The following is a 23,094-nucleotide window of genomic DNA, read 5'->3' as shown; positions in this document are numbered from 1 at the left end:
CATGACCGACTTCACGCTCTGGGACATCGTGCGCAACCTGCTGCTGGCCGCGCGCTGGACGGTGGCGCTCTCGCTCATCGCCTTCGTCGGCGGCGGGCTGGTGGGGCTGGCGCTGCTGCTGGCGCGCCTGGCGGGCGGGCGCGTGGCGCAGCGGCTGGTGGCGGGCTACGTGCAGCTCTTTCAGGGCACGCCGCTGCTCATGCAGCTCTTTCTGGCGTACTTCGGGCTCGCGCTGCTGGGGCTCAACGTGTCGGCCTGGACGGCGGCCAGCGTGGCCCTCACGCTCTACACCAGCGCCTTCCTGGCCGAAATCTGGCGCGGCTGCGTGGCCGCCATTCCCAAGGGGCAGTGGGAGGCCTCGGGCAGCCTGGCGCTGTCGTTCGCCGAGCAGATGCGCCACGTCATCCTGCCGCAGGCCGTGCGCATCGCCATCGCGCCCACGGTGGGTTTCTTGGTGCAGGTGGTCAAGGGCACGGCGCTGGCCTCGGTCATCGGCTTCGTGGAGCTGACCAAGGCGGGCAGCATGATCTCCAACACCACCTACCAGCCCTTTACCGTGTTCGCCTGCGTGGCGCTGCTGTACTTCGCGCTGTGCTTCCCCGTGAGCCTGTATGCGCGCCACCTGGAGAGAAAACTGCATGGCCGATGAAGCCCCCACCACCACCCCCGCCGCGCGCGCCATCGTGCAGATCACCGCGCTGCGCAAGTCCTACGGCGCCAACGAGGTGCTCAAGGGCATCGACCTGCAGGTGGCGCCCGGCGAGGTGGTCGCCATCATCGGCAAGAGCGGCTCGGGCAAGAGCACGCTGCTGCGCTGCATCAACGGGCTGGAGACCTTCCAGGACGGCGCGCTCACCGTGGACGGCAAGCCCCTGCTGCACGACAGCCCCCTGGCCATGCGCGCGCTGCGCCAGCGCGTGGGCATGATCTTCCAGAGCTTCAACCTGTTTCCGCACCTCACGGTGGGGCGCAACGTGATGCTCGCGCCCACGCTGGTCAAGAAGACGCGCAAGGCCGACGCCGAGGCCCAGGCGCGCCGCCTGCTCGCGCGCGTGGGCCTGGCCGAGAAGTTCGACGCCATGCCCGAGCAGCTCTCGGGCGGCCAGCAGCAGCGCGTGGCCATCGCCCGCGCGCTGGCCATGGAGCCCGCCGTGCTGCTGTGCGACGAGATCACCAGCGCGCTGGACCCCGAACTCGTGGGCGAGGTGCTGCGCGTGGTCGAAAGCCTGGCCGCCGAGGGCATGACGCTGCTGATGGTCACGCACGAGATGGCTTTCGCCCGCAAGGTGAGCGACCGCGTGATCTTCATGCACCAGGGCCGCGTACACGAGATCGGGCCGCCCGCCGACGTGTTCGGCAACCCGCGCACGCCCGAGCTGCGGCAGTTCCTGTCGTCGCTGCACGACTGAGTTTTCGCTTTGATCTCCCCGTCTCCGGCAAGGGTGCCAGCACCCCGGCCAGAGCCGACTCACGCCATTTTTCATCCACTCCAAGGAAACGCCATGAAGAAAACCACCCTCTGCGCTGCCGCACTGCTCGCCTGCCTGAGCGGCGCCACGCAGGCACAGCAAAGCTCCGTCACCCTGTACGGGCTGGCCTCGCTCGAACTGTTGAGCATCAGCGGCTACAACGGCGGCACGCTGGCGGCGCCCGCCGTCGGCAACGCACGCCAGCTCAACAACAGCAAGGTCACCAATTCGCGCCTGGGCTTTCGCGGCACCGAAGACCTGGGCGGCGGCCTGAGCGCCATATTCGAGCTGGAATCGGCCATCGCGCTGGACAGCGGCGCGCAGGCCCACGCCACCAAGTTCTGGAACCGGGGCAGCTTCGTGGGCTTCAAGAGCGCCAGCCTGGGCACGCTGACCTTCGGTCGGCAGTGGAACGTGCAGGACGCGGCGCTGGGCCGCTTCTTCATCGGCGGCGGCTACGCGGTGTTCCAGTTCGGCGAGTTCGGCTACGTGAGCGACCTAGTGGACGGCTCGGTGAAATACGTCTCGCCCGACCTGAGCGGCGTCACCGTGCGCCTGCTGGCCACGCCGCGCAACACGACCACGGGGCAGACGCTGGAAGCCGCCGTCAACTACGTCGCCGGGCCGTTCGAGGCGGGCGGCACCGTGCGCCGCTACCGCAACGTCGCCACCGGGCTGGAAGACCGCCAGAGCGCCCTGGGCGCCAGCTACACGCTGGGCGACTGGCGCATCCACGCAGGCGCCGCCAGCAGCGACGCGCCCACGCTGGGCAAGCGCGAGGCGCGCGCCTACGACCTGGGCCTGGTGTGGAACGCCACGCCCATCACGCAGTTCACGCTGGACTACGTGCGCCGCGACCTGCTCGACAGCCCGGACGACTCGTACTTCGTGCGGCTGCAGGGCACCTACCAGATGTCGCGCCGCACGGCGCTGTTCGCCAACCTGGTCACCCTGCGCAACCAGGGCGCGGCGGCCGAGAAGTTCTATGGCGCGGGCGCTGCGGGCCGCAACCAGAACGTGGTGTCGCTGGGCATTCGCCACGCCTTCTGACGGGCCTGCGGGGCATGCGGGCGGCCGATAATCGCGGCCCGCATGCCCGACATCCTGCTCATCAACCCCAACACGTCCGAGGCCACCACCGCGATGATGGCGGCCCTGCTGGCCCGCCACCTGCCCCCTGGCTACACCGTGACGGGCCGCACGGCAGAGGCTGGCGCGCCCATGATCGTGAACGAGGACGAAATGCGCTGCGCCGCCGCCGAGGCCGAGCGCGTATGGCAGCGCCATGCGCACCAGCCCTGGGCTGGCGTGGTGGTCAGCGCCTTCGGCGACCCCGGCATGCCGGGCATCCGCGCGCAGGCCCGCGTGCCCGTGGCAGGCATCTGCGAGGCCTCGCTGCTCGAAGCGGCACAAGGCGGGCGGCGGCGCTTCGGCATTGCCACCGTCACGCCCGGCCTGGCGCGGCTGATCGGCGAGCGCGTGGATGAGCTGGGCCTGAGCGCCGCGTACACGGGCATCCGCCTCACCCCCGGCGACCCGCGCGCGCTGGCCGAGCGGCCCGCCGCGCTGCGCCAGGCGCTGAAAGACGCCGTGCATGCCTGCATCGCGCACGACGGTGCGCAGGCCGTGGTCATTGGCGGCGGCCCGCTGGGCGAGGCGGCCCACGCACTGCAGGCCGAAACCGCCCTGCCCCTCATCGCCCCGCTGGCCAGCGCCGCGCGCGATGTGCTCAGACGAATCAAAAATGATAGCTAACTGCGCTTGCTGCATAAGCACTGGAGGCCAATTTGGCTTGAAATGACGGGCCCAAGGGCTATCATGCGGCACAGAGTGCAAGGAGCCGCCATGAACCCGCCCACCACCCCGCCCACCGCTGCCGACGTGGCCGACGCCGCGCACCGCCTGCACGGCATGGCGCACCGCACGCCGGTGCTGCGGTCCAGCACGGCGGACGCCCTGCTGGGCGCGCAGCTGTTCTTCAAGTGCGAGAACCTGCAGCGCACCGGCTCGTTCAAGTTCCGCGGCGCGTTCAACACGCTGGCGCAGTTGGGCGACGAACAGCGCCAGCGCGGCGTGCTGGCCTTCTCTGCGGGCAACCACGCGCAGGCCATCGCGCTGTCGGCGCGCCTTTTGGACATGCCCGCCGTCATCGTCATGCCCGAGGACGCGCCCGCCACCAAGATGGCCGCCACGCGCGAATACGGCGCGCAGGTCGTCACCTACAACCGCTACACCGAGAACCGCGAGGCCATCAGCCGCCGGATCGCCGAGGAGCGCGGCCTGACGCTGGTGCCGCCGTTCGACCACCCGCACGTGATCGCGGGCCAGGGCACGGCGGCGCGCGAGCTGTTCGAGGACGTACCCGACCTGGACTGGCTGTTCGTCTGCGTGGGCGGCGGCGGCCTGCTGGCGGGCAGCCTGCTGGCCGCGCAGGAACTGGCCCCGCGCTGCCGCGTGGTGGGCGTGGAGCCCGCGTCGGGCAACGACGGCCAGCAGTCGCTGCGCGCCGGGCGCATCGTGCGCATCGACACCCCGCACACCATCGCCGACGGCGCGCAGACGCAGGCGCTGGGCGAGCTGACCTTCCCCATCATCCGCGACCATGCCGAGGACATCGTGGCCGTCTCCGACGAGGAGCTGATGCAGGCCCTGCGCTTCTTCGCCGAGCGCATGAAGATCGTCGTCGAGCCCACGGGCGCGCTGGCCTACGCGGGCGCGGTGGCGCATGCGGGCGCGGACGAGGGCAAGAAGCTGCTGCACGGCGAGCGCGTGGGCATCCTCATCAGCGGCGGCAACGTGGACCTGCCGCGCTATGCGCGCTTCTTGTCGGCCCTGCCGGATTGAACAACCGTATGGGCACCGTTCTTGCAACGCCGTCCGTGACATCGCGCCACTGCTTTTTTTGAGGACTCCTGCCCATGTCGTCCCATCCCGCCGCTCCCTCCCGCCACATCCGCCTCACGTCGCACAGCGGCGGCTTCGGCGCGCTGCCCATCCGCTGGGGCGCGGCCACGCCCGCCGAGCGCGGCCCCGTCGTGGGCACCACCACCACGCGGGCGCACCGCAACGTGATCGGCACGCACAGCGGCAGCTACAGCGTCTATCGCGCCCTGGCCGTGGCCGCCGGGGCGCTCGACCCCAGGCACAAGGCCGACCTGACCAACACCGCGCCGACCGACGCCATCGGCCCCTACCCGCAGTGGAGCGAGCCCGGCAAGATCGTCAGCCTCGACCCCTGGGGCGCGACCGTCTCGCAGGTGTTCGCGGGCGAGATGGCGGCGGGCTACGACATCCGCCCGACGATTGCCGTGACCAAGGCCCACGTGATCCTGCCCGAGGTGATCGAGGCGCTGCAAAAGGGGCGCCTGAAGGCCGACGGCAGGTTCCTCACCGCCAGCGGCGCGGCGGTGGTCACCAAGGCCGCCATCGAGCCCGTGTGGTGGCTGCCCGGCGTGGCCCAGCGCTTTGGTTGCAGCGAGGCCGATTTGCGCCGCGTGCTGTTCGAGGAAACGGGCGGCATGTACCCCGAACTCGTCACGCGCTCTGATTTGGAAGTGTTCCTGCCGCCCATCGGCGGGCAGACCATCTACATCTTCGGCAACCCCGCCGACCTGGCCAATCCGGATGTGGAACTGACCGCCCGCGTCCACGACGAATGCAACGGCTCGGACGTGTTCGGCTCGGACATCTGCACCTGCCGCCCCTACCTCACGCACGGCATCGAGGAGTGCATCCAGGGCGCGCAGCGCGGCGGCGTGGGCCTGATCGCCTACTCGCGCAAGGAAGGCCGCGCCCTGGGCGAAGTGACCAAGTTCCTCGTCTATAACGCCCGCAAGCGCCAGACGGGCGGCGACACCGCAGCGCAGTACTTTGCCCGCACCGAGTGCGTCGCCGGAGTGCAGGACATGCGCTTTCAGGAGCTGATGCCCGACGTGCTGCACTGGCTGGGCGTGCGCAAGATCCACCGGCTGGTGTCGATGAGCAACATGAAGTACGACGCCATCACCGGCTCCGGCATCGCGGTGGGCGAGCGCATCAACATCCCCGACGAACTCATCCCCGAGGACGCCCGCGTGGAGATGGACGCCAAGATGGCAGCGGGCTACTTCACGCCCGGCGCGGTGCCGACGGCGGAAGATTTGCGCAACACCAAGGGCCGGGGCCTCGATGCCTGACGCCGCACAAGAAGCCGTCGCCCTGCTGCGCACCACTGCGGCCACCCGCGCCCGCGCCCAGGCCCTGCTGGCCAGCGCGCGGGCGGGCGAGTCGGCGCACTTCGCCATCGACGATGCAGCCATGGATGCCGCCGTGCAGGCCGTGGTGGATGTGACCCGCGCGCGCTACCCGCGCCTCGTGTTCCCCTACCACAGCCGCTGGCGGCACTTCGAGGCGGGCGGCATCGACCGCCGGGCGCAACTCGATGCGCTGCTGGGCGACGCATCCGCGCCCGACAAGGCGCGCGCGCAGATCGACTTGGCGCTGGTCAGCGTGCTGCTGGACGCGGGCGCGGGCCCCGACTGGCGCTATGGCGAAGCGGGCCAGACCTTCTCCCGATCCGAGGGCCTGGGCGTCGCCAGCTTCCATGCCTTCTGTGCGGGCCTGTTCTCCAGCGACCCTGCCCACCCGCTGCGCGCCGACGCTGCGGGCCTGCGCGCCCTGACGACCGAGCGGCTCGCACACGCCTTCCAGGTCAGCGCCGCCAACCCCCTCGTCGGCCTGGAAGGCCGCGCCGCCCTGCTGCGCCGCCTGGGCGAAGTGCTGGGCGGCAACACGGCGTACTTCGGCAGCGATGGCCGCCCAGGCGGTCTGTTCGACCGGCTCGCAACTTCCGGCGAAGTCCAGGTACACGCCATCCTGTCGGCCCTGCTCGACGGCCTCGCGCCCATCTGGCCCGCGCAGAACGCCATCCAGGGCATAGCGCTGGGCGACTGCTGGCGGCACAGCGCCGTGCGCGGGCCGGGCCTCACGGATGGCTGGATGCCCTTTCACAAACTCTCGCAGTGGCTCACCTACTCGCTGCTCGAACCCTTCGAGTGGGCGGGCATCAAGGTACACGGCCTCGATGCGCTGACGGGCCTGCCCGAATACCGCAACGGCGGCCTGTTCCTCGATGCGGGCGTGATCGTGCCGCGCGACGCGCAACTGGCGGCCCGCACGCTGCAGGCGGGCGACGAGCCCATCGTCGAATGGCGCGCCCTCACCGTGGCGCTGCTCGACGAACTGGCCCCACTGGTGCGCGCACGCCTTGGCCAGACCGCCGACGCCATGCCCCTGGCCTGCATCCTCGAAGGCGGCACCTGGGCGGCGGGCCGCGCGCTGGCACAGCGCTTGCGTGGTGGCACGCCGCCCCTGAACATCGTGAGCGACGGCACCGTTTTCTAACCCTCAGCCATCCACCAGAACGCCATGACCAGCAACGTGTACCTCGTCGATCACCCCCTCGTCCAGCACAAGCTCACCCTGATGCGCCGCAAGGATGCGTCCACCAACAGCTTCCGCCGACTGCTGAACGAGCTGGCCATGCTCATGGCCTACGAGGTCACGCGCGACATGCCCATGCAGGAGATCGACATCGAAACCCCGCTGGAGCCGATGAAGGGCAAGGTCATCGACGGCAAGAAGCTGGTGCTGGTGTCCATCCTGCGCGCGGGCAACGGCTTTCTGGACGGCATGCTCACCGTCATCCCCGGCGCGCGTGTGGGCCACATCGGCCTGTACCGCGACCCCAAGACGCTCACGGCCGTGGAGTACTACTTCAAGATGCCGTCCGAGATGCACGAACGCGACGTGGTGGTGGTGGACCCGATGCTCGCCACCGGCAACTCGGCCGTCGCCGCCGTGGAGCGGCTGAAAGAGCTGAACCCGAAGTCCATCAAGTTCGTCTGCCTGCTGGCCGCGCCCGAGGGCATCGCCAGCTTCCAGCAGGCCCACCCGGACGTTCCCATCTACACCGCAGCCATCGACCGCGAGCTGAACGACCACGGCTACATCCTGCCCGGCCTGGGCGATGCAGGCGACCGGATTTTTGGAACCAAATAGGCCGCCAGCGCTTATCCATCAAGCACCATAAGCTATTCTTTTGGTAGCACACCACCACCCTGGAGACAACGCATGAGCAACCCCCTGCACCGCTTGACCCGCCCCCTGCGCCTGCTGGCCGCCCTCGCCTTCTGCGCCGTGGTGGCGGGCTGCGCCACCAGCACGCCCGCCTCGACGCCCGTCGGCAAGTCCGTGCAACTGGACGGCACGCCGCGCATCGCCGTCATCTCGGCCTTCGCGCCGGAGCTGACCGTGCTGCTGCCGCAGGTGCAAAACCCGGTCAAGCACCGCGCCAACGGCGTGGAGTTCACCACCGGCACGCTCTCGGGCAAGCCCGTGGTGGTGTTCCTGTCGGGCATCAGCATGACCAACGCGGCCATGAACACGCAACTGGCGCTGGACCGCTTCAACGTCAGCCACATCGTGTTCAGCGGCATCGCGGGCGGCGTGAACCCGGGCCTCAACATCGGCGACGTGACCGTGCCCGCGCAGTGGGGCCAGTACATGGAATGGCTGATGGCCCGCGAGGACAAGCCCGGCCAGTACAGCGCCCCCGCGTGGATGAAGAGCGAGCTGACGATGCCCGCCTTCGGCATGATGCACCCGCGCCCCGTGGAGGTGCGCTCCGCCGCGGGCAGCGCCAAGAAGTTCTGGTTCGCCGCCGACCCGCAGATGCTGGCCGTGGCGCGCGGCTTGCAAAACTCGGCCACCGGCGTGGCGCTGGAGCACTGCCACGCCAGCACCTGCCTCAAGCAGGTGCCCAAGCTGGTGGTGGGCGGCAACGGCGTCTCGGGCCAGGCGTTCGTGGACAACCGGGCCTTCCGCGAATATGCCTTCAAGACCTTCGAGGCCAACGTGCTCGACATGGAAACCGCCGCCACCGCCATGGTGGCGTACAGCAACGGCGTGCCCTACATCGCGTTCCGGTCGCTCAGCGACCTGGCGGGCGGCGGCGAGGGCGAGAACGAAATGGGCACCTTCATGGGCATCGCGGCGGCCAATTCGGCCAGGGTGCTGCAAGCCTTCCTGACCGCCTGGAGGTAAACAGCGGCCCTGCCCGCGCCCGCACCGCCATGCTCGACCTGCTCATCACCCACGCCACCCTGCCCGACGGCCGCCAGAACATGTCCGTGGCCGTGCAGGACGGCCACATCGCCGAGGTCACCGAGGGCCTTGCTGCCGACACGGCCCCCGCGCACGAGACGGTGGACGCGGGCGGCCTGCTGCTGTCGCCGCCCTTTGTCGATGCGCACTTCCACATGGACTCCACCCTGAGCTACGGCCAGCCGCGCGTGAACGCCAGCGGCACGCTGCTCGAAGGCATCGCGCTGTGGGGCGAGCTGAAGCCCACGCTCACGCACGACGCCATCGTGCAGCGCGCCCTGGCCTACTGCGACTGGGCCGTGGCGCGCGGGCTGCTGGCCATCCGCAGCCACGTGGACACCAGCGACCCCAGCCTGCTGCCGGTACACGCGCTGCTCGACGTGAAGCAGCGCGTGGCGCCCTACCTCGACCTGCAGCTCGTGGCCTTTCCGCAGGACGGCGTGCTGCGCCGCGCGGGCGCGCTGGACAGCCTCAGGCGCGCGCTCGACCTGGGCGTGGACGTGGTGGGCGGCATCCCCCACTTCGAGCGCACCATGGCCGAGGGCGCGGAGAGCGTGCGCATCCTCTGCGAAATCGCCGCTGACACGGGCAAGCGCGTGGACATGCACTGCGACGAGAGCGACGACCCGCTCTCGCGCCACGTCGAAACCCTGGCCTGCGAGACCCAGCGCCTGGGCCTGCACGGCCGCGTGACCGGATCGCACCTCACGTCCATGCACAGCATGGACAACTACTACGTCAGCAAGCTGATCCCGCTGATGGCCGAGGCGCAGCTCGGCGTGGTGGCCAACCCGCTCATCAACATCACGCTGCAGGGCCGCCACGACACCTACCCCAAACGTCGCGGCATGACGCGCGTGCCTGAGCTGATGGCCGCCGGCCTCACCGTCGCCTTCGGCCACGACTGCGTGATGGACCCGTGGTACGCGGGCGGCAGCGCCGACATGCTGGAGGCCGCCCACATGGGCCTGCACGTGGCGCAGATGACGGGCCAGGCCGCGATGCGCCAGTGCTTCGACGCCGTGACGGTAAACCCCGCGCAACTGCTGGGCCTGGAAGGCTACGGCATCGCCCCGGGCTGCCATGCCGATTTCGTGCTGCTGCACGCGCGCAATCCGGTAGAGGCCATCCGCCTGCGCGCCGCCCGCCTGGGCGTGTGGCGGCGCGGGCGGCGCATTGCCAGCGCGCCCGCACCCTTGGCGGCTGTGGACCTGCCCGGCAGGCCGTCCCGCGTGGACTGGCTGGCCAGAATTTGAATCAAATTGGCCGCTAGCGCTTATCCAGCAAGCGCGAGCAGCTATGCTTTTTGAATATCAAAGGCGGACAGGTGCTCCGCCAGGTGCATGGCATGCGCCTGTTCGTACTGCGCCTTGTCCAGCGCGCCATACGCAAAGTGCGGCTTCAGCGGCCCGGCGTGGGCCGTGAACGCTTGCGCCGCCGCACGCAGCCGGGGCAGCGCGGTGGCGGCATCGGGCGCCAGGGCATCGAGCGCGGGGGCGCCGGGTATGGGCTCGGCCAGGTCGTGGCGCATGCGGCCGCGCCAGGCGAACACGCTGAACGCCGCCGCGCCGAGCGTGCGCTGGAACAGCGCGCTCTTGGGCTGCGGAAAGCCTTGCAGCGAATATTCGATGCTCTGCGCGCAGTGCTCCAGCGTCTGCTGCCAGTTCCATGCGGTGGCGGGGTCCAGCGGCTGCACCGGCGCGGCGCTCAGGCGGTCCACCTCGCGCATCGCTTCGGCCAGGGTGGCAAAGGCAAGCTTGCGGTCATGGCCGGGCTGCACCAGCCAGAAGGCCGCGCCCGCAGCCACCACGCCGCCAAGGGCGCCCCATTTCAGGAAGCCCCGGCGCGAAAAGCCGGGGGATGGTGTGGTGTGCGCTGCCATGCGTCTGCCCGTTCGTTGATGGGGAAAGGAAAGGTGCGATTGTGAAAGTGCCCCGCCCGCGCGAAGGTCGGGCAGGCGACACAAGCGCGTTGTGGTCTATGCAGCCACGCTGCATTCCCTGCGCAGCAGCGACAGGGCGTCGTGCATCTGGTAGTCCATGTCGCTGAACAAAATCTTCTCGGCGTCTTGCACGAAACCGTCCCACAGGGCGATGTAGTCCTGCCGGTGCAGGCCCGGCGCATGTGCCTGGATGAAGTCGGCGGCCAGCTGGGGCTGCCAGCCGGACTTGCGCACCTTGCGCACCAGGGTGGCGGCGGACTTTTCGGTCAGCAGCGTTTTCTTGGGGGCGCCCGCCGCCAGGCACAGGAACAGGGTGAGCAGCGAATGCTCGTCGTCATGGCCCTGCACGGCCTTGTCCCAGGTCTTGCTGGCGGGCGCGGGGGGCTCGGCGTCCTGGCTGGCTTCGTCCAGGTCGCGGTAGTAGCCGTCCACCTCGGCCAGCGGGTCGTCCAGCAGGAAGTAGCGCGCGCGGAAGCTGCCCAGCGGGCGCAGCAGGGTCGCCAGCGGCGTGGCGGCGTCCAGCAGGCGGGGCAAGTCGGCCTGCACCGCCGCGACCTGGGCCTGCAAGGCCGGGCGCTGCGCTGCGTGTACGCCAGCGGGCAGGCGCAGCGGCGCGGGGGCGGCGGGCTTCTTCTTGCGCAGCGCCGTGACGCGCTGGGCAAAGGCGGGCACGGTGGGCCATTCATCGTCCGGCAGGCCCAGGGCCTGCGCGGCCAGGCCCATGCGGATGACGGCCTCGGCGTCGGCGCCTGCGGCTTCCAGTTCGTCGGTGTCCAGGCCGCAGCGTTCGGCCAGCCATTGGGCGGCGGCCATGGCCTCGGCGATGCGGGTGCGCCGCTCCAGTTCAGCGCGGTAGTCGGCGTGGCTGCGCAGGGACCACAGGGCCAGCATCGGCACCTCGGCGTCGCCATGCGCGGCCAGGCCGAAGTTGCTGCTTTCGGGCAGGGCGATGAGGCGGCGCAGCATGTCGGAGCCGCCCTTGGAATGCGAGAGGAACGAGCGGTCGCGCAGCGATGCCGCCGCCGCGTCCAGGTCGCCGCCCGTGGTCTCCAGCAGGTACAGGCTGATGAGGTTGACCATGCGGTCGCGGGCCTTCTCCAGCTCGGGCCGCAGGAATTCGCTGCCGAAGTAGCGCGCGATCTGCACCATGCCCTTGGGCGCGTCGGCGTGGATGGCGGCCAGCCGCTCGGCGCTGAGGATGCCGCGCTGCGCGCCGTGGGCCAGGGCCTTGTCGAGGAACGGGCGCGCGTCGTGGAGCTGCAGCGCGCCGGGGGTGGGTGCCGCCATCAGATCGCGGACTCCTCGTCCGAGTCGCGGGCCACGGGGGTGACGCCGCCGCGATCCGTCTCGCTGGTCTCGACCTTGCCGTCGTCCTCTTGCGCCTCGTCGGCGGGCTGTGCGCCCAGGTCGTGGGCTCGGGCCTTGGCGCGCAGCACCAGCAGCATCTCGATGAACAGGTCGCGGCACTCGTAGCGCAGCAGCCAGGCCATCTGCATCCAGTCGCCGTCGGCCACCTCGTCCAGCTCCACGCGGGGGCGCACGTAGCCGGACGCCAGGAGCTCGTCGTCGCTCAGGGCGTCGCCGTAGTCCTCGCTGGCGTCGAAGCTGCCGGTGCGGGCGAAGGCCTCGACGCGGCTCCACTTCTCGGCAAAGTAGTCGGCCAGGGCCTCGGCGCCGCCTTCCAGGTCGCCGATGGCGGTGAGGAACTCCACCGGGTCGGCGCCGTCGCGGAAGACCACGGCGTTGACCATGTTGCGCAGGTGCGTGTGGGTGAGGTCCTTGTACTGCTTCTCCAGCACCATGGCGCGCGCGAACTGCTCGGGCGTGACGAGCAGGTTGACCACGGAAGCCTTGGAGTCGTCGTACTCGCGCATCACGGCCAGGATGTCCTTGGGCGCGAGCTGGTCCAGCACCACCATCAGGGCGCGGTCGCCCTCGGTGTCGGCCAGGTCGGCCAGCGCGGACTCGGCGCCCACGATGTCGCCTGCGGCGATGAGGCTGGTGGTTTTTTCGATGAGGGCGAGGTGGGTGCTGCTGCTCATGTGCGGTCAATCTTTTCGGTCAAAGCCCACGTCGGCCAGCCATTCGGCACCGGCCTCTTCGCGGTCCTGGCTGCTTTGCGGGTCCACGGCGTCGTCGGCGCTCAGGGCGCTGTCATCGTCATCGCGGCCGTCGTCGTGCTCGGCTTCGTCGGCATACGGCGCATCATCGGCATGCGCGTCGGGCGCCAGGCGGGCGTGCTGGTGCAGGTATTCCAGGGCGGCGGCCACGGTCATGAAGCGCGCGCCCTGCGGCTCGCGCAGCACGGTCTGCGCCAGGCTCTGCGCCCAGGGCTCCAGCGTGACGGCATGGGCCAGGGTCTGCCAGTCGGGCACGGCGTCTTGCGGCAAGGCCAGCAGGTGCTGCACGGCGGCGGGCTGGGTGAAGCGGAAGGCGCCGTGGAACACGGGCGCCACCATCTCGGGCGCCAGCTCGGTCATCTTGGCCAGGAAGGCAATCTCGCCGCGCTTTTCGGCCAGGCGGCGGCGCAGCACGTCGTTGCCTTCGGAGTCGGACGCGAGGTCGTCCAGCTCAGCCTGGTAGGCCGAGCGCAGGTCATGGAAGTACGGGGACAGCTTCATGGCGAAGAAGAAAAAATGCCTTGGGTATAGGTGCGCCAGATTTCCTGCGCCGTCTGCAGCGGGTCGTCCAGCAGGTTGCGGCGGCGGTTGTCGTCATACGCCTGTCTTGCGGCGTCGTCGGACAGCACTTCGTACGCCTTCTGCACGGCCTGGAAGCGCCGGGCCGCGTCGGGCGCGTCGTTGCGGTCGGGGTGTACGAGCGCGGCCTTCTGGCGGTAGGCTTTCTTGATGTCGGCCAACGAGGCGCTGGGCGGCAGGCCCAGGGCGGCGTAGTGGTCTGCCGCGCCGCTCATGAACCCAGGCTGACGAACACGTTCTGCACGTCGTCGTTGGAATCAATGGCCGCCAGGAAGTTCTCGACCTCTTCGAGCTGCTCGGCCGTCAGGTTGGCGGGGTTCACGGGGTTCTTGGGCTTGTAGCCGAGCTTGGCCGACAGCACCGTGAAGCCCTGGGCGGGCAGCGCGCGGCTGACCAGGTCCAGGTCGGTGGGGTCGGTCCAGAACATGGTGGTGCCCTCGTCCTCGCCGGGCTCGAAGTCCTGCGCGCCTGCTTCAATCGCGGCCACTTCGGGGTCGGCGCCGGGCTGCGCAGGCTCGGCCTCGATCATGCCCACGTGGTCGAAGTCCCAGGCCACCGAGCCGGACGTGCCCAACTGGCCCTTGCGGAACAGCACGCGCATTTCGGGCGCGGTGCGGTTCACGTTGTCGGTCAGGCACTCGACCATCACGGCCACCTGGTGGGGCGCAAAGCCTTCGTAGATCACACGCTCGTAGTTGACGGCGTCGGCCCCGGTACCGGAGCCCTTCTTGATGGCGCGCTCCAGCGTGTCCTTGGGCATGGACGCCTTGCGCGCCTGCTCCACCACCAGCCGCAGGCGGGCGTTGCTGGCCGGGTCGGCGCCGCCGCGCGCGGCCACGGTGATTTCCTTGACCAGCTTGCCAAACAGCTTGCCCTTGGCGTCTGCGACCAGCGCCTTGCCCTTTGCCTTCCACTGCGCGCCCATGGTGTCGTTCTCTCTTGGTTGAAATTGAAGCAAACCCGGCAGAATACCACCGCTTCAATACAAGGATTCTTCCGATGCTCAACACCCTGTGGCTGGGGTTTTTCGTCATTGGCGCCGTGGCCGCCCTCGCCCAGTGGCTGCTGGGCGGCAACGCGCAGGTCTTCGCGGCCATGGTGGAGGCGCTGTTCGCCATGGCCAAGCTCTCGGTCGAGGTGATGGTGCTGCTGTTCGGCACGCTCACGCTGTGGCTGGGCTTTTTGCGCATTGCGGAGAAGGCAGGCATCGTGGACGCGCTGGCCCGCTGGCTGGCCCCGCTGTTCCGCCAGTTGATGCCCGGCGTTCCCAGCGGCCACCCGGCGCTGGGGCTGATGACGATGAACTTTGCCGCCAACGCCCTGGGGCTGGACAACGCGGCCACGCCCATGGGCCTGAAAGCGATGAAGGCGCTGCAGGAGCTGAACCCCGCGCCTGAAACCGCCACCAACGCGCAGATTCTGTTTCTGGTGCTCAACGCCTCGTCGCTCACGCTGCTGCCGGTAACGATCTTCATGTACCGCCTGCAGCAAGGCGCGGGCGACCCGACGCTGGTGTTCCTGCCCATCCTGCTCGCCACGTCCGCATCCACGGTGGCGGGCCTGGTCAGCGTGGCCTTGGTGCAGCGCCTGCCGCTGTGGCGGCCCGTGGTGCTGGCCTACCTGCTGCCGCTGGCCCTGGCGCTGGGCGGGTTCATGGCGCTGCTGGCCACGCTGAACGCGGCGGCGCTGGCGCAGTTGTCGTCGCTGCTGGGCAACCTGACGCTGTTCGCGCTGGTGGTGGCCTTCGTGGTGATCGGCGCGTGGCGCAAGGTGCCCGTCTATGAGGCTTTCATCGACGGCGCGCGCGAGGGCTTCGACGTGGCGCGCGGCCTGCTGCCCTACCTGGTGGCCATGCTGTGCGCCGTGGGCGTGTTCCGCGCCTCGGGCGCCTTGGGCTACGTGCTGGACGGCATCCGCTGGTGCGTGCAGGCGCTGGGCGCGGATGCGCGCTTTGTCGATGCGCTGCCGACCGCGCTGGTCAAGCCGTTCTCCGGCAGCGCCGCGCGCGCCATGCTGATCGAGACCATGCAGAGCCAGGGCGTGGACAGCTTTGCCGCCCTGGCCGCCGCCACCATCCAGGGCAGTACCGAGACCACCTTCTACGTGCTGGCCGTCTATTTCGGCGCCGTGGGCATACAGCGCACGCGCCACGCCGTGGGCTGCGCGCTGCTGGCCGAGCTGGCGGGCGTGGTGGCGGCCATTGTGGTGTGCTACTGGTTTTTTGGATGAAATCGGCCTCCAGCGCTTATGCAGCAAGCGCTGTCAGCTATCAAAATAGGACTGAGTTTCCTTCGTGCGGCCTAGCTTTTTGCTGCGGTCAACCGGTCCAGCACCCAACCTGCCGCGCATTGGCCGAAGGTGGCCGTCACGGCCACGACCGAGCCGTAGCCGTGGCAATTCAGCGAGCCGTCGCCATCGACGTTGCAGGAAGCGTCCGGGCCCGCCACGGACTCGCGGCTGAAGACGCAGGTGACGCCGATCTTCTTGCCGTCGCGCGGCGCGCGGTGGTGCTTGCGCAAGTTGTAGCGCAACTGGGCCAGCAAGGGGTCGTGGGTGGTGTGCGCGAGGTCATCCACCTCCACCTGGTGCGCGTGGCGCTTGCCGCCAGCAGCCCCCACCGTGATGTGCAACATGCCCGCCGACCGCGCCCACGCCGCGATCGCGGTCTTGGCCTTCACCTGGTCGCAGGCGTCGATCACGGCATCGACTGCGTGCGGCAACAGCGCGGGCCAGTTCTCCGGGGTGGCGAAGTCGTCAACGCAATGGACGGCGCAGGCGGGGTGGATCTGGGCGACGCGGTCGCGCATCGCCAGCACCTTGGCCTGGCCCACCGTGTCGGTCAGCGCGTGGATCTGGCGGTTGATGTTGGACTCCGCCACGTGGTCCAGGTCGATGAGCGTGAGCTGACCCACCCCGCTGCGGGCCAGGGCTTCTGCAGCCCAGGAGCCCACGCCGCCGATGCCGACCACCGCCACGTGCGCGGCGCGGATGCGCGCCGCGCCCTCCACGCCGTAGAGCCGGGCCAGGCCGCCGAAGCGGCGCTCCACGTCCTGCATTGCTGACTTACTTCAGGCGGGACAGGCGCTCTTTGGCCGCCAAGGCCGCTTCCGACTGGGGATAGGCACGCAACAGGTCTTCCAGCGTCTTGCGGGCCGCGCGCGTGTCCTTCAGCTCGACCTGGCAGTTGGCGATGGACAGGGCTGCCTCCGGCGCGCGCGCATGGGACGGCGCTTCGGACAGCATCTGCTTGAAGTTGCCGATCGCTTCCTTGTAGTCGCGCGTGGCGTACTGGGCGTTCCCGAGCCAGAAACGCGCGGACGGCACGTAGCCGCTGCGGGGATATTGCCGCACGAACGCAGTGAAGGCCGTGCCCGCGTCCGCGAACTTGCCCGCGCGGAAGACGGCCAGAGCCGCCTCGTAGTCCTTCTTCTCCGCCGGGTCGGCCTGGAACTCCTGGCCGTCCAGCGTGACCTTGACGGGCTCGAACTGGCGCAGGCGCTCGTCCACGCCTTGCGCGATGTCCTTCTGGCGCCGCTGCAAGTCCGCCACGTCGCGCAGCAACTGCTCGTTCTGGCCACGCAGCTTGGCCTGCTCCGCGCGCAGGGTTTCGATCTGGGTCTGCAGGTCCAGCAGGCTGCGGCGCAACTGGCTGTTTTCCTCGCCCAGCCTGCGCGTTTCGTCGGCGGTGCGCTGCTGCTGGACGTCCACGCGCTGGCGCATTTCCAGGATGGCGCGGCGGGCCTCGTCGTCCTCGAACAGGGCGGCGTGGGCGGACGGCAGCATGGCGGCGCACAGCGCCGCCGCCGCCAGACCCTTGAGGGTGAAGTGCGCGCGCATCAGCGGTAGGACAGTTCAGCGCGGCGGTTCTGCGCGTAGGCGCTCTCGTTGTTGCCCTGCACGGCGGGCTTTTCCTTGCCGAAGCTCACCGCTTCCATCTGGCTGTCGGGCACGCCCAGCAGGGCCAGGGAGCGGCGCACGGCCTCGGCGCGCTTCTGGCCCAGGGCCAGGTTGTATTCGCGGCCACCGCGCTCGTCGGTGTGGCCTTCGATCATGACCTTGCGGCCAGGGGCTGCCTTGATGAAGCGGGAATGCGCCTCGATCAGCGACTGGAATTCCGGCTTGATGACGTAGCTGTCGTAGTCGAAATAGACGATGCGGCTCACGCCCACGGGGCCTGCGGCATCGCTGGCCGATTGGCCCAGGTTCACGCCCGCCACGCCGCTCTGGGCCGTGTTGCCGGAATTGGCGCCGCTGCCTGCGCCGCCCATGGTGGACGTGGCGTTCTTGTCCTCGACGGGCACGTCGTCGAGCTTGACGCCGGAGCTGCAACCGGCCATGAGGGCGGCAACGGTGAGGGCAAGGGTGAAGCGTTTGATCATTCGAAATTCTCCTGGAGACTGGATAGGTAAGAAATAAGGCGTTATCAATCGGTTCATTGCTTCTGGAACGGGCTCCAATCAGGCTCGCGGATGTCGCCCGCCTGGCCCGCGAGGCGGGCCTTGATCTTGCCGTCCAGCGTGGTGGTCATCAGCGCCTCGCGGCCCTGCTGCTGGGTCGCATAGACGATCAGGCGGCCATTGGGCGCGAAGCTGGGGTTCTCGTCGGCGGTGGTGTCGGTGATGGCGCTCACCGTGCCTGCCGACAGGTCCATGACGTGCAGCTTGAAGGCGCCGCCCACGCGCGAGATGTAGGCCAGCCAGCGACCGTCCGGGCTGATGCTGGGCGAGATGTTGTAGCTGCCGGTGAAGGTCACGCGCTCGGCGTTGCCGCCCGATGCGGGCACCTTGTAGATCTGCGGCGCGCCGCCCCGGTCGCTCACGAAGTAGATGCTGCGGCCATCGCTGGAGAACACCGGCTCGGTGTCGATGCCGCTGCTTTGCATCAGGCGGCGCGGCTCGCCGCCGTTGGCATCGATGGTGTAGAGCTGCGAGCCGCCGTCGCGGCTCAGCGTCACCGCCAGGCTGCGACCGTCCGGCGCCCACGCGGGCGCGCTGTTGGAACCGCGGAAGTTGGCGATCAGCCGCCTGCGGCCCGACGCCACCTCGTGTACATAGACCACGGGCTTGCGCGACTCGAACGACACGTAGGCCAGTTGGCCGCCGCTGGGCGACCAGGCGGGCGAGATGATGGGCTCGGGGCTGGACAGCGCCGACTGCGCGTTCTCGCCATCGGCATCCGCCACCCACAGGCTGTAGCGACCGCCGGTGCGGGTGACGTAGGCGATGCGGGTGGAGAAGATGCCCCGCTCGCCCGTGAGCTTCTCGTAGATGAAGTCCGCGATGCGGTGGGCCACCAGCCGCAGGTCGCCCTGCGTGACGACGAAGCCCTGGCCGCCGAGGTCCTGCCCCTTGACCACGTCCCAGAGCCGAAAGCGCACGTCGAAGCGACCGTCCGACAGGCGCGTGATGCTGCCCGCCGCCAGCGAATCGGCGCTCTTTTGCCGCCACAGGGCGAGGTCGGGGCGCGCGGACTCGTCCAGCGCCGCGCCCGAGGCGTCCACCGCGCGGAACTGGCCGCTGCGCTCCAGGTCGGCCTGCACGATGGCGGCGATCTTTTGCGGTGACTGCGCATCGCCCCGGAACGGTGCGATGGCGATGGGCAATTGGGTCAGGCCCACGCCCGTGACCTCGACACGAAATTGCGCCAGGGCCGGGACGGCGGGGGATGCGATCAGCGCGGCCAGCAGGTGGCGGCGCAAGGGTTGGGAGGGGTGTGCAGGGATTCGATTCGAGGTCATTGGCATCCAGCAATAGCCGAAAGGCAAGGCCCGAATGTTACACACAGCGGGAAAACCCTTGTGACAAACTGTGCGCCGCAGCGGCATTTCGTGCTCATCTTTTTGAAAGCCGCCCTGCCCTGGCCGAAACGTAAAATCCCGGCCACATGCAAGCCACCGACCCGGCCCCCACCGCCAGCCTCACCGCCCGCCTCCAGCGCCTGTCCGTCTATTTCGGCCACCAGCGGCTCTCCTGGGGCATCGCCATTGCTGCCACGCTCGTGGGCGCCGTCACCGAACCGCTGATACCGGCCCTGCTGCAGCCCCTGCTGGACCGGGGCTTCACCCAGGGCACGCTGGATTTGTGGATGGTGCCCGTCGCCATCCTGGGCGTGTTCCTGGTGCGCGGCGCCGCGCAGTTCGCAGGCCAGTACGCGCTGGCGCGCATCGCCAACGACGGCATGCTGACGCTGCGCCAGTCGCTGTTCGACCGCGTGCTCTCGGCGGAGATGGGGCTGTTCACGCGCCAGTCCGCCAGTGCGCTGTCGAACACCGTGGTCTATGAAGTGCAAACGGGCGCCACCCTGCTGGTGCAGGCGCTGCTGGGCCTGTCGCGCGACGGCTTCACGCTGGTGGCGCTGCTGGTCTATCTGCTGTACCTGAACTGGCAGCTCACGCTGATCGTGGCCGTGGTGGTGCCCGGCGTGGCCTGGATCATGAAGACCCTGTCGCGCCGCCTGTACCACCTGACCAAGAGCAGCCAGCAGGCCACGGACGAACTGGCCTACGTGGTCGAAGAAAACGTGCTCGCCCACCGCATGGTGCGCCTGCACGGCGCGCAGGGCGCGCAGGCGCGGCGCTTTGCGGGCCTGAGCCAGAGCCTGCGGCGGCTGGCCATCAAGTCCACCATCGCGTCGGCCGCCATGACGCCGCTCACGCAACTGCTGGCCGCCGCCGCGCTGTCGGTGGTGATCTGCATCGCGCTGTGGCAGAGCCGGGGCATTGCCGTGGACGCCAAGGACGTGACGGTGGGCGGCTTCGTCGCGTTCATCACGGCCATGCTGATGCTGATCGCGCCCATCCGGCGGCTGGCGGACGTGGCCAGCCCGGTGACGCGCGGCGTGGCGGCGCTGGAGCGCGGCCTGGGCCTGCTGGGCAGCACCGGCGCCGAGGCGAACGGCACCTACCGCACCGACCGCGTGCAGGGCGCCCTGGCGCTGGAGCAGGTGAGCGTCTCCTACGGCCCCGACCACGCCCCCGCGCTGGACCGCGTGAGCCTGCGCGTGGCCCCCGGCGAGGTGGTGGCCCTGGTCGGCCCCTCGGGCGCGGGCAAGACCACGCTGGTCAACCTGCTGCCGCGCTTCGTGCTGCCCTCTGCAGGCGAAGTGCGGGTGGACGGCCACCCGCTGGCCGACTGGGATCTGGCCTCGCTGCGCGCGCAGTTCGCCATGGTGAGCCAGGACGTGGTGATGTTCAACGACACCATCGCCGCCAACGTGGCGCTGGGCCACGCGGTGGACGAGCAGCGCGTGCAGCACTGCCTGGACGCCGCCAATCTGTCCGCGCACGTGGCCGCCCTGCCCCAGGGCATGCACACCGTCGTGGGCCACAACGCCACGCAGCTCTCGGGCGGGCAGCGCCAGCGGCTGGCGATCGCGCGGGCGCTGTACAAGGACGCGCCCATCCTCATCCTGGACGAAGCCACGTCCGCGCTGGACACCGAGTCCGAGCGCCTGGTGCAAGACGCCCTGCAGCGGCTGATGCAGGGCCGCACCACGCTGGTCATCGCGCACCGGCTGTCCACCATCGAGCACGCGGACCGCGTGGTGGTGATGGAGCGCGGGCGCATTGCCGAGCAGGGCACGCATGCCGAACTGCTGGCGGCGGGCGGGCTGTACGCGCGGCTGCAGGCGCGGCCCGCCGAATCGCCCTGAACATCAAAAAAGATAGCTATCAGCGCTTTCTGCATAAGCGCTAGAGGCCAATTTGACTGATATTTTTTTAGGGAAAGCGCTACCACTTGCCCCGGTTCGGCTGCCGCCGCCGGATGGCCGCCGCGATCTTCTCGGCCGACTCGGTGCGGCTCACGCGCAGGGCGAAGTCGGCGGCCGTGAGCCCCAGCTGGTTCTTGAGCGTGGGGTCGGCGCCCTCGTCCAGCAGCAGTTGCACCGATGCGTCCGATCCGTAGTGCGCCGCCATCATCAGCGGCGTGGTGCCGTTGGGCGAGGCGGCGTCGATGTAGGCGTGGTTCTCCAACAGCAGCGCGATGATCTGTGTGTGCTGCGGCGTTCCGGCAGACGCGGCGTAGTGCAGCGGCGCCCAGCCGGTCTTGTTCACGTCCGCGTCGCGCGCCAGCAGGGCCTTGACCGCATCCAGGTTGCCCTTGAGGGCGGCCATCATCAGCGGGCTTTCGCCTTGCGCGTTGAGCGCGTTCACGTTCACACGCCGCGCCGCGAGCAGTGCGTTGAATGCCTTGGGGCAGCCGTTCTGCAGCGCGATGGTCAGGCCCACCTGGCCCTTGGGGTTGCGGGTGTCGGGATCGAACCCCCGGCGCAGCAAGGCGGCTACGGCGTCGCCGTCGTCGCGCAGGATGGCGGCGAAGAAGTCCTCATAGGCCCCGGCCCACACCAGCGGCGCGGCAGTCAGGGCAACGAGGGCGGTGCGGCGGCGCAGGCTCATGGCACGGTCACTCCCTTGAACAAGGTTTCGAAATTGCGGCTCGTGGCCTCGGCCACTTCCTCGACGGCGATGCCGCGCGTGGCGGCCACCTGCCGGGCCACGTAGGGCACGTAGGCGGGGGTGTTGGTCTTGCCCCGGTACGGCACGGGCGCGAGGTAGGGGCTGTCGGTTTCGATCAGCACGCGGTCCAGCGGCACGTAGGCGGCCACGTCGCGCAGGTCCTGCGCGTTCTTGAAGGTGATGATGCCGGAGAAGGAGATGTAGTAGCCCATATCCAGCGCCGCGCGCGCCACCTGCATGCTTTCGGTGAAGCAGTGGAACACGCCGCCCGCCTTGTTGCCCGCGCCGTCCTCCCCCTCTTCGCGCAGGATGGCCAGCGTGTCGTCGCTGGCGCTGCGGGTGTGGATGACCAGGGGCTTTTCGCACGCGCGCGCCGCGCGGATGTGGTGGCGAAAGCGTTCGCGCTGCCACTCCAGGTCGGCGATGCTGCGGCCGCCCTTGCGGTCTTCCATGCCGTAGTAGTCCAGCCCCGTCTCGCCGATGGCGACCACGCGCGGCAGCGCGGCGCGGGTCAGCAGGTCTTGCACCGTGGGCTCGGCAACGCCCTCGTTGTCGGGGTGTACGCCCGCGGTACACCAGAAGTTGCCGTGCGCCAGGGCCAGGGCATGAACGTCGTCGAATTCTTCGAGCGTGGTGCAGATGCACAGCGCGCGGTCCACCTGCGCCTCGGCCATGGCCTGGCGGATGGCGGGCAGCTGGCTTGCTAGTTCAGGGAAGTTGAGATGGCAGTGCGAGTCAACGAACATGGCGTATGAAAATCAAGAGCCGCCATGCCAGCAGACGCCGTGGAACGGGCTTGGCCCGGCCACTGGCGTCGTCCCCCTGGGGGGAAGGCGCCGAAGGCGACTCAGGGGGGAGTCAAATAGTCTGGGTTGGCCGGTCGGAGCCCAGGGCCGTGCCCAGGATTTCCTCGATCTTGATCTTGAGCTGGCGCGACTTCTCGTCCTTGGGGAACTGGATTCCCACGCCCTGCGTGCGGTTGCCCGCCGCGCGCGCCGGGGTGACCCAGGCCACGCGGCCCGCCACGGGGTAGCGCTGCGTGTCGTCGGGCAGCGTGAGCAGCACGTACACGTCGTCGCCCAGCTTGTAGTCGCGCTGGGTGGGCACGAAGATGCCGCCTTCGGCAAAAAAAGGAATGTAGGCCGCGTACAAAGCGCCCTTTTCCTTGATCGCCAGTTGCATGACGCTGGGGCGGGGCGCAGTGGAAGGTGTGCTCATGCTTTGGAGTGTAGGGTGTTTCGCGCCTGGGCGACAAGCGCCTCCAGCATGAGGCCCGCATTGAACGGGTGGTCCGCCGTGCGCGCCTCTTTGGCCAGCGCGCGCGCCCAGCGCGTGAGGGCGGCTAGCGGCGGCAGCGCCCGGGGCAGGTCGGCGGGCGCGAAGTAG

Annotated in this window: 25 protein-coding genes and 1 pseudogene; 12 read left to right on the top strand and 14 right to left on the bottom strand. The window is 69.5% G+C overall.

Going from position 1 to position 23,094, the window contains the following annotated elements; genetic code table 11:
• Position 1 precedes the first annotated feature (1 nt).
• The 10 genes from QM569_RS11210 (at position 2) to QM569_RS11165 (ending at position 9,868) form a co-directional block, all read left to right on the top strand.
• Positions 2–649 carry an amino acid ABC transporter permease gene (locus tag QM569_RS11210; RefSeq protein WP_414987316.1) on the top strand — a complete coding sequence of 216 codons (648 nt, stop codon included), beginning with the start codon at positions 2–4 and terminating at the stop codon, positions 647–649.
• A complete protein-coding gene (locus QM569_RS11205; protein WP_414987315.1) occupies positions 639–1,409 on the top strand; it encodes an amino acid ABC transporter ATP-binding protein in 771 nt (256 codons plus the stop codon). Before QM569_RS11210 ends, QM569_RS11205 begins: the two co-directional genes overlap by 11 nt.
• Before the next feature lie 93 nt (positions 1,410–1,502).
• Positions 1,503–2,519 (top strand): porin, encoded by a 1,017-nt coding sequence (locus QM569_RS11200; RefSeq protein WP_414987314.1) that lies wholly within the window; start codon positions 1,503–1,505, stop codon positions 2,517–2,519.
• Between the two features lie 42 nt (positions 2,520–2,561).
• Positions 2,562–3,224: an aspartate/glutamate racemase family protein gene (locus QM569_RS11195; RefSeq protein ID WP_414987313.1), complete on the top strand. Its 663-nt coding sequence runs from the start codon at positions 2,562–2,564 to the stop codon at positions 3,222–3,224.
• A gap of 90 nt (positions 3,225–3,314) precedes the next feature.
• Entirely contained in the window at positions 3,315–4,313 is a 999-nt protein-coding gene (locus tag QM569_RS11190) for a threo-3-hydroxy-L-aspartate ammonia-lyase (protein WP_414987312.1), read from the top strand.
• A 74-nt stretch (positions 4,314–4,387) separates the two neighbouring features.
• Positions 4,388–5,644 (top strand): GTP cyclohydrolase II, encoded by a 1,257-nt coding sequence (locus QM569_RS11185; RefSeq protein ID WP_414987311.1) that lies wholly within the window; start codon positions 4,388–4,390, stop codon positions 5,642–5,644.
• On the top strand, positions 5,637–6,851 hold the full coding sequence (locus QM569_RS11180) for a URC4/urg3 family protein (protein WP_414987310.1): 1,215 nt from the start codon (positions 5,637–5,639) through the stop codon (positions 6,849–6,851). Before QM569_RS11185 ends, QM569_RS11180 begins: the two co-directional genes overlap by 8 nt.
• A gap of 24 nt (positions 6,852–6,875) precedes the next feature.
• Positions 6,876–7,508 (top strand): uracil phosphoribosyltransferase, encoded by a 633-nt coding sequence (upp, locus tag QM569_RS11175; protein WP_414987309.1) that lies wholly within the window; start codon positions 6,876–6,878, stop codon positions 7,506–7,508.
• Between the two features lie 72 nt (positions 7,509–7,580).
• On the top strand, positions 7,581–8,552 hold the full coding sequence (locus tag QM569_RS11170) for a 5'-methylthioadenosine/S-adenosylhomocysteine nucleosidase (RefSeq protein WP_414987308.1): 972 nt from the start codon (positions 7,581–7,583) through the stop codon (positions 8,550–8,552).
• 29 nt (positions 8,553–8,581) lie between these two features.
• Positions 8,582–9,868, top strand: coding sequence for an amidohydrolase family protein (locus QM569_RS11165; protein ID WP_414987307.1), 1,287 nt, complete (start codon positions 8,582–8,584; stop codon positions 9,866–9,868).
• A 41-nt stretch (positions 9,869–9,909) separates the two neighbouring features.
• On the opposite strand, the gene QM569_RS11160 is transcribed toward QM569_RS11165, so the two are convergent.
• The 6 genes from QM569_RS11160 to QM569_RS11135 form a co-directional block, all read right to left on the bottom strand.
• The gene (locus tag QM569_RS11160) at positions 9,910–10,494 is read right to left on the bottom strand and encodes a DUF1569 domain-containing protein (protein WP_414987306.1); all 585 of its coding nucleotides are present in this window, start codon (positions 10,492–10,494) and stop codon (positions 9,910–9,912) included.
• Between the two features lie 96 nt (positions 10,495–10,590).
• Positions 10,591–11,841, bottom strand: coding sequence for a hypothetical protein (locus tag QM569_RS11155; protein WP_414987305.1), 1,251 nt, complete (start codon positions 11,839–11,841; stop codon positions 10,591–10,593).
• Positions 11,841–12,596, bottom strand: a complete 756-nt coding sequence (locus QM569_RS11150) for a hypothetical protein (RefSeq protein WP_414987304.1) — start codon at positions 12,594–12,596, stop codon at positions 11,841–11,843. The genes QM569_RS11155 and QM569_RS11150 overlap by 1 nt, the downstream gene beginning before the upstream one ends.
• A gap of 6 nt (positions 12,597–12,602) precedes the next feature.
• Positions 12,603–13,175 (bottom strand): hypothetical protein, encoded by a 573-nt coding sequence (locus QM569_RS11145; protein WP_414987303.1) that lies wholly within the window; start codon positions 13,173–13,175, stop codon positions 12,603–12,605.
• Entirely contained in the window at positions 13,172–13,468 is a 297-nt protein-coding gene (locus QM569_RS11140; RefSeq protein WP_414987302.1) for a J domain-containing protein, read from the bottom strand. The genes QM569_RS11145 and QM569_RS11140 overlap by 4 nt, the downstream gene beginning before the upstream one ends.
• Positions 13,465–14,178 carry a YebC/PmpR family DNA-binding transcriptional regulator gene (locus QM569_RS11135; protein WP_414987301.1) on the bottom strand — a complete coding sequence of 238 codons (714 nt, stop codon included), beginning with the start codon at positions 14,176–14,178 and terminating at the stop codon, positions 13,465–13,467. The genes QM569_RS11140 and QM569_RS11135 overlap by 4 nt, the downstream gene beginning before the upstream one ends.
• Before the next feature lie 74 nt (positions 14,179–14,252).
• Between QM569_RS11135 and QM569_RS11130 the strand changes: the two genes are divergently transcribed.
• Entirely contained in the window at positions 14,253–15,482 is a 1,230-nt protein-coding gene (locus QM569_RS11130) for a nucleoside recognition domain-containing protein (RefSeq protein WP_414987300.1), read from the top strand.
• Between the two features lie 71 nt (positions 15,483–15,553).
• Here the strand turns inward: QM569_RS11130 and QM569_RS11125 are convergent, their stop codons facing one another.
• Genes QM569_RS11125 through tolB form a run of 4 tightly spaced genes read right to left on the bottom strand, consistent with a single transcriptional unit; the run spans position 15,554 to position 18,990 of the window.
• Positions 15,554–16,309 (bottom strand): ThiF family adenylyltransferase, encoded by a 756-nt coding sequence (locus QM569_RS11125; protein ID WP_414987299.1) that lies wholly within the window; start codon positions 16,307–16,309, stop codon positions 15,554–15,556.
• 7 nt (positions 16,310–16,316) lie between these two features.
• Entirely contained in the window at positions 16,317–17,090 is a 774-nt protein-coding gene (ybgF, locus tag QM569_RS11120; RefSeq protein ID WP_414987298.1) for a tol-pal system protein YbgF, read from the bottom strand.
• Entirely contained in the window at positions 17,090–17,632 is a 543-nt protein-coding gene (gene pal, locus QM569_RS11115) for a peptidoglycan-associated lipoprotein Pal (protein WP_414987297.1), read from the bottom strand. Before pal ends, ybgF begins: the two co-directional genes overlap by 1 nt.
• A 53-nt stretch (positions 17,633–17,685) precedes the next feature.
• Positions 17,686–18,990 carry a Tol-Pal system beta propeller repeat protein TolB gene (gene tolB, locus QM569_RS11110; RefSeq protein ID WP_414987296.1) on the bottom strand — a complete coding sequence of 435 codons (1,305 nt, stop codon included), beginning with the start codon at positions 18,988–18,990 and terminating at the stop codon, positions 17,686–17,688.
• A gap of 146 nt (positions 18,991–19,136) precedes the next feature.
• Here tolB and msbA point away from each other — a divergent pair, with 146 nt between their 5' ends.
• Positions 19,137–20,903: a lipid A export permease/ATP-binding protein MsbA gene (gene msbA / locus QM569_RS11105; protein WP_414987295.1), complete on the top strand. Its 1,767-nt coding sequence runs from the start codon at positions 19,137–19,139 to the stop codon at positions 20,901–20,903.
• A gap of 79 nt (positions 20,904–20,982) precedes the next feature.
• Here msbA and QM569_RS11100 read toward each other — a convergent pair whose 3' ends face one another.
• The 4 genes and pseudogenes from QM569_RS11100 to QM569_RS11085 form a co-directional block, all read right to left on the bottom strand.
• The gene (locus QM569_RS11100) at positions 20,983–21,648 is read right to left on the bottom strand and encodes an ankyrin repeat domain-containing protein (protein ID WP_414987294.1); all 666 of its coding nucleotides are present in this window, start codon (positions 21,646–21,648) and stop codon (positions 20,983–20,985) included.
• Entirely contained in the window at positions 21,645–22,454 is an 810-nt protein-coding gene (locus tag QM569_RS11095; RefSeq protein ID WP_414987293.1) for a TatD family hydrolase, read from the bottom strand. The genes QM569_RS11100 and QM569_RS11095 overlap by 4 nt, the downstream gene beginning before the upstream one ends.
• A 112-nt stretch (positions 22,455–22,566) precedes the next feature.
• Complete coding sequence (locus QM569_RS11090) at positions 22,567–22,926, bottom strand: PilZ domain-containing protein (protein WP_414987292.1); 360 nt, start codon at positions 22,924–22,926, stop codon at positions 22,567–22,569.
• Positions 22,923–23,094, bottom strand: a pseudogene (locus QM569_RS11085) (DNA polymerase III subunit delta'); the annotation flags it as partial. The pseudogene QM569_RS11085 and the gene QM569_RS11090, both read right to left, overlap by 4 nt.

The sequence above is a fragment of the Acidovorax sp. genome, from assembly GCF_047607405.1.
Lineage (GTDB): Bacteria > Pseudomonadota > Gammaproteobacteria > Burkholderiales > Burkholderiaceae_C > Acidovorax.
Note: the sequence above shows the minus strand (reverse complement) of the source record. Positions and strands in the feature narration are given on the sequence as shown.